Annotated in this window: 5 protein-coding genes and 1 pseudogene; 1 reads left to right on the top strand and 5 read right to left on the bottom strand. The window is 67.2% G+C overall.

The window, feature by feature from the left end:
• The 4 genes and pseudogenes from RT567_RS13625 to RT567_RS13640 form a co-directional block, all read right to left on the bottom strand.
• A pseudogene (locus tag RT567_RS13625) lies at positions 1-381 on the bottom strand (anthranilate synthase component I family protein); the annotation flags it as partial.
• Positions 378-1,154, bottom strand: coding sequence for a tyrosine-protein phosphatase (locus RT567_RS13630; RefSeq protein WP_313576829.1), 777 nt, complete (start codon positions 1,152-1,154; stop codon positions 378-380). The gene RT567_RS13630 and the pseudogene RT567_RS13625, both read right to left, overlap by 4 nt.
• A 41-nt stretch (positions 1,155-1,195) precedes the next feature.
• Positions 1,196-1,525, bottom strand: a complete 330-nt coding sequence (locus tag RT567_RS13635; RefSeq protein ID WP_313576830.1) for a transcriptional regulator — start codon at positions 1,523-1,525, stop codon at positions 1,196-1,198.
• 1 nt (position 1,526) lies between these two features.
• Positions 1,527-2,153, bottom strand: coding sequence for a hypothetical protein (locus tag RT567_RS13640; protein ID WP_313576831.1), 627 nt, complete (start codon positions 2,151-2,153; stop codon positions 1,527-1,529).
• Positions 2,154-2,254: 101 nt separating this feature from the next.
• Here RT567_RS13640 and RT567_RS13645 point away from each other — a divergent pair, with 101 nt between their 5' ends.
• A complete protein-coding gene (locus RT567_RS13645; RefSeq protein ID WP_313576832.1) occupies positions 2,255-3,001 on the top strand; it encodes a class I SAM-dependent methyltransferase in 747 nt (248 codons plus the stop codon).
• Positions 3,002-3,059: 58 nt separating this feature from the next.
• Here RT567_RS13645 and RT567_RS13650 read toward each other — a convergent pair whose 3' ends face one another.
• On the bottom strand, positions 3,060-4,505 hold the full coding sequence (locus RT567_RS13650; RefSeq protein WP_313576833.1) for an AMP nucleosidase: 1,446 nt from the start codon (positions 4,503-4,505) through the stop codon (positions 3,060-3,062).
• Positions 4,506-4,773 lie beyond the last annotated feature (268 nt).

Below are 4,773 nucleotides of genomic sequence, written 5' to 3' on the forward strand. Positions count from 1 at the left end.
CCCGATCGCCTGCACCTGTCGGTCTTGGTGGTCGAAGGCCAGCAGGGCCGGATAGCGGGCCAGCATCAGGTCCGGCCAGCCGCCCCCGCGCTCGCCCGTCGCCGGACGCGCCCCGGCGTCATAGCTCATCAGCCCGACGACACCGCCCCCTGTATAGGCAGGCTCACGCAGGCGCTGGAACAACGCCCCATCATCCACGTGGCCGACGAACACCTGATCCGGCTCACAGGCCACGAAAGACCAGCGGCCGCCGTGCGCCTGCGCATCACCTGCGCCAGCCAGCAGGGCCAGGGCGCCCACGCGACGGTTCAGCCCCGCCGCAACCGTTAGTGGATCGCGCCACGGATGCGTCTCGACATGACGAACAGGCAGGCCGCTCACGGCGCCAGTCGCGCCCGGATACGCTCGGCCAGCGACGCATCCACGCCCAGCACCCGCTCCAGATAGCCCGCAACCGAGCCGCTGTGCTCACGCATGGCGCGGAAGGCTTCGTCCAGATAGGCCGCCTCGACGCCCAGGAAGGCCACCACCGCCCCGTGCGACGCCGTGCGACCGGTCATCACCGTCAGCTTGCGCGCCGCCTCTTCCGCTCGACCGTTCAGATCCACGGCCTGATTGGTCGCCAGGTAATCCGCCATCAGATCATCGTGGGCCACGCCCAGCAGGCTGTGGGTCAGGGCCGCCAGCAGGCCGGTCCGGTCCTTGCCCGCCGCACAGTGGATCAGCACCGCCCCCTCGACCTCGGCCAACAGGCGGAAGTAGCGGCCGAACAGGTCGATATGGGCCGCTTCGAAGGGTAGGCGGCGATAGGTCTCGGTCATGAAGGCGCGGCCCGACGCCTCAGTCAGGTCGGCGGTCTTCAGAAAGGTCAGGTGCGGCGCCTCGCCGCCGTCGTCATGATCGCTTTCGATCAGCGCCCCCGCCCAGCCCAGAGGGCGACGCGACGGCTGGGCCCGCCGCTCGCTGGGACGACGCAGATCGACCACGGCCGCGAGTTGCAGCGCCTCAAGCCGCGCCACATCCGCATCGGTCGCCCGCGCCTGATGCGCCGCGCGATAAAGCCGCCCCCGCGCCAGAACACGGTCGTCCACGGCGTAGCCGCCATAGTCGCGGAAGTTATCAATGGCCTCGAACGGCGAAAGACGGTCGCTCATGACCGCCTTCCTTAGACTGTTCAGCGGCGGACGCCAGCCGCCTAACGCCCCGCCACCAGAGCCGACATGGCGTCCAGATAGGCGAGGAAGGCGTCGCGGCCCGCCTCCGTCATACTGGCCCGTGTCAGGGGCTTGCGGCCCTGAAAGCTCTTGGACACGGCGACGAAGCCCGCCTCCTCCAGCTTACGCAAATGCACCGACAGATTGCCGTCCGTCGTCTGCAGCCTGATCTTCAACTCGCCGAAATCGGCGCTCTCCACGCTGGACAGATAGGCCATGATCCCCAGGCGCACCCGGCCGTGGATCACCTCGTCGATACGGCCGATGTCGAAGGCGTCAGCCGGATCGGGCGCCGGTTCGGGCGCGGCCATGTCAGACCACCTCCGTCGGTTCCTGGCGCATCAGGATCACGCCGGGGATGAAGGCGACGAGCAGCAGCAGGGCCGCATGCACCAGATAGATGGTCTGATCGCCGGCGAACCAGGCCAGGACCACAGCCCCCGCATAGGACGTCAAGGCTACCCCCATCATCCAGCGCGCCCGCGACATGAAGGCCGCGACCATCCAGGCCGACCCATAAGCGACCACCACGATCGTCGGCATGAGGTTCATCAGGAACCAGTCGCCGGTCTTGAAGCCGATCGCCATCAGGGCGAGCCAGGTGACGAAGATGCCAAGGCCGACGCCGGTCCACGCCGCCCCGACCGCTTGGTTGCCCACAGAGCTATAGCCGGGCTTGGCCTTCATCCGGTTGAGCAGAAAGATCAGGTCGAGAGTGAAGATGATCGCCGCCACGACCCAGATCCAGAACTGCGCCCACGGCGTGACGTCGATGAGTCCAGACACGACGGCCCATTGGGCGACGCTGGCCAGCCCAAAGACGATGGCCGCCGCCACCATGATGGGGCCCGCCAGCAACGGCGCCTGCCGCCCTTCCTGAGCCAGGGCCTTCATATAGGCGATGTCGTCGTGAACGGATTGAACCTGATCGCGGGTCATGGCGTCTCTCCCTGCCTGTTGAAGTAAGAGTGAGCCAAGAACTTTATGTTGTAAAGTTCTTTCTTTGCGACGACGCGCCCGAGGCGTCCTAGACCTTGGCCATGCGCATCGCCTTTCATCACATCGCCTATCAACCCCTCGCCATCTGCAACGCCCTGTCGATGGAGCGGCTGGAAGCCGCCGTCGCGCGCGCCGCACTGAAGCCAGGCGCGACGGTCATGGACATCGGCTGCGCCTATGGCGAGATCTCCATGAGCCTGGCCCGCGCCTTCAACGCCCGCGTGACGGCGGTGGAGCTGGACCCGGCCATGGCCGCTGAGGCCGAAGCCCGTATCCAGAAGGCAGGCCTGACGGACCGGATCACGGTTCAGCGCGAAACGTCCGCGACCGCTCTGGAGTCTCACCCGCCCTTCGACCTGATCGTCGCCATCGGCGCCACTGAACCGGCGGGCAAGGGCCAGCGCGAGCCCGCCGCGGTCTTCTCCGTCCTGGCCGAACATCTGACGCCCGGCGGCGCATTGTTGTGGGGCGACCTGTTCTGGAAGAGCGAACCGCCCGCGCCCCTGCGCCAACTGGTCGAAACCTCCGGCTATTACGTCAGCCACGAGGAATGGCAGGCCGCCGCGCGCGAGGCCGGCCTGGAGGTCGTCTCGGCCGAAATATCCGACGAGGCCGAATGGGCCGTCTATCGCACCGGCATGGAGACGGCGGTGGCCGACTGGCTGGACGCCCATCCCGACCACGTCGATGCGCCGAGCGTCGCCGCCACGGCCCATCGCATCAAGATGATGTTCGACTTCGGCGCGCCCTTCTTCGGCTTCGGCCTCTACCTGTTCAGGAAAAGCTGAAATCGATCGCCCCCTCCCCATCAAGGGGAGGGAGGAACCGCGCTCAGCAAGAGCTTTCTTATCTGAACGGCGGCTCGTCGAAGGCGCGCAGCTTGCGGGAATGCAGACGGGTGCCTTCGGCGCGCAGCAGGTCCACCGCCTGAATGCCGATCTGCAGGTGTTCCGAGATCGAGCCTTCATAGAAGCGGTTGGCCTGGCCCGGCAGCTTGATCTCGCCGTGCAGCGGCTTGTCCGAGACGCACAGCAACGTCCCGTAAGGCACACGGAAGCGATAGCCCTGGGCCGCGATGGTGGCGCTTTCCATGTCGATGGCGACGGCGCGGCTCTGGTTGAAGCGCAGAGCCGACTTGGAATAGCGCAGCTCCCAGTTGCGGTCGTCCGTGGTGACGACAGTGCCGGTGCGCAGCCGCTTCTTCACCTCTTCGCCCGGTGCGCCAGAGACCAGCTTGGTTGCGTCATAGAGGGCGCGTTGCACCTCGGCGATGTTCGGGATCGGGATGTCGGCGGGCAGGACGGCGTCCAGCACATGGTCGTCGCGCAGATAGGCGTGAGCCAGGACGTAATCGCCGATGGTCTGGCTGCCGCGCAGGCCGCCGCAGTGGCCGATCATCATCCAGGCGTGCGGACGGGTGACGGCCAGGTGGTCGCAGATCGTCTTGGCGTTCGACGGCCCGACGCCGATGTTGACCAGGGTGATGCCCTGACCGTCCGGCCGCGTCAGGTGATAGGCAGGCATCTGATGGCGGCGCCAGGCCGCGTCCATGATGGCGACTTCAGGGTTCGGCGTGGCGCGGTCGATGACCACGCCGCCGGCGCAGGACAGGGTCTCATAGGGGCTGTCCGGATCGGCCAGTTGGGCGCAAGCCCAGCGCACGAACTCATCGACGTAGCGATGATAGTTGGTGAACAGCACATAGGACTGCACGTCCTCGACCGGCGTGCCGGTGTAGTGCCGCAGCCGCGCCAGCGAGAAATCGGTGCGTAGGCCGTCGAACTGGGCCAGGGGGAAGTCCTCGCCCGGCTCGAACAGGCCGTCCGAGATCTCGTCGCCGATGTGGGCCAGGTCCGTGGTCGGGAACCAGCGGGCGATGGCCGCCGTCATGGTGCTGTCCAGCACCACGCCGGAACCGTCCAGCACATAGGGGAAGGGGATTTCCTGTTCCGACGGCTCGACCGTGATCCGGGCGCCGTATTCGTCCGACAGCAGCGTCAGCTGCTCCAGCAGATAGGCGCGGTACAGGTCGGGGCGGGTGACGGTGGTCGTATAGACGCCGGGGCGCGACAGGCGGCCGAAGGCGCGCGTCTCGAGATCCTGCGGGCGGTCGCCGAACCAGCTGATGGTCAGTCGGGGATAGGCGAACAGGCCGGCGGCCCGCGCCTCGGGATCGGCGCGCTCGCCGGTCTCGAGAAAACGCTTCACTGCGGTGCGCAGGTTGGCGACGGATTGATTGTAGAGGATTTCAAGGCGGTCCAGCGCCGCCTGGGGGGTCATCTTGTCTGTCATGGCTTCCTCTAGCGGAAAACCGCGACCTTGGCGAGACGGGGGAAACACGCTGACACGACAGTTGACCGCAGACGCGCCCGCGCGCTTCCTCGTGCGGCTGGAGGATTTCCCATGGCTCGACGCCTTTTCGCTCTCGCCGCCGCGACCGCCGCGCTGGCCGCCGTCTTCGTTTCGACGCCCGCCTCAGCCGAGGTGAAGTCGGCCGCGCCGCATGGCTTCGAGGTCGGCGGGACGCTGAGCCTGAACGCACCGCCCGCGCGGGTCTGGG

This window comes from Brevundimonas sp. (assembly GCF_032107865.1).
Lineage (GTDB): Bacteria > Pseudomonadota > Alphaproteobacteria > Caulobacterales > Caulobacteraceae > Brevundimonas.

Bases quoted from the DNA above. Each gene is read 5' to 3' on its own strand.
- RT567_RS13630 (WP_313576829.1), bottom strand. From the start codon at position 1,154: ATGAGCGACCGTCTTTCGCCGTTCGAGGCCATTGATAACTTCCGCGAC.
- RT567_RS13645 (WP_313576832.1), top strand. From the start codon at position 2,255: ATGCGCATCGCCTTTCATCACATCGCCTATCAACCCCTCGCCATCTGC.
- RT567_RS13640 (WP_313576831.1), bottom strand. From the start codon at position 2,153: ATGACCCGCGATCAGGTTCAATCCGTTCACGACGACATCGCCTATATG.
- RT567_RS13635 (WP_313576830.1), bottom strand. From the start codon at position 1,525: ATGGCCGCGCCCGAACCGGCGCCCGATCCGGCTGACGCCTTCGACATC.
- RT567_RS13650 (WP_313576833.1), bottom strand. From the start codon at position 4,505: ATGACAGACAAGATGACCCCCCAGGCGGCGCTGGACCGCCTTGAAATC.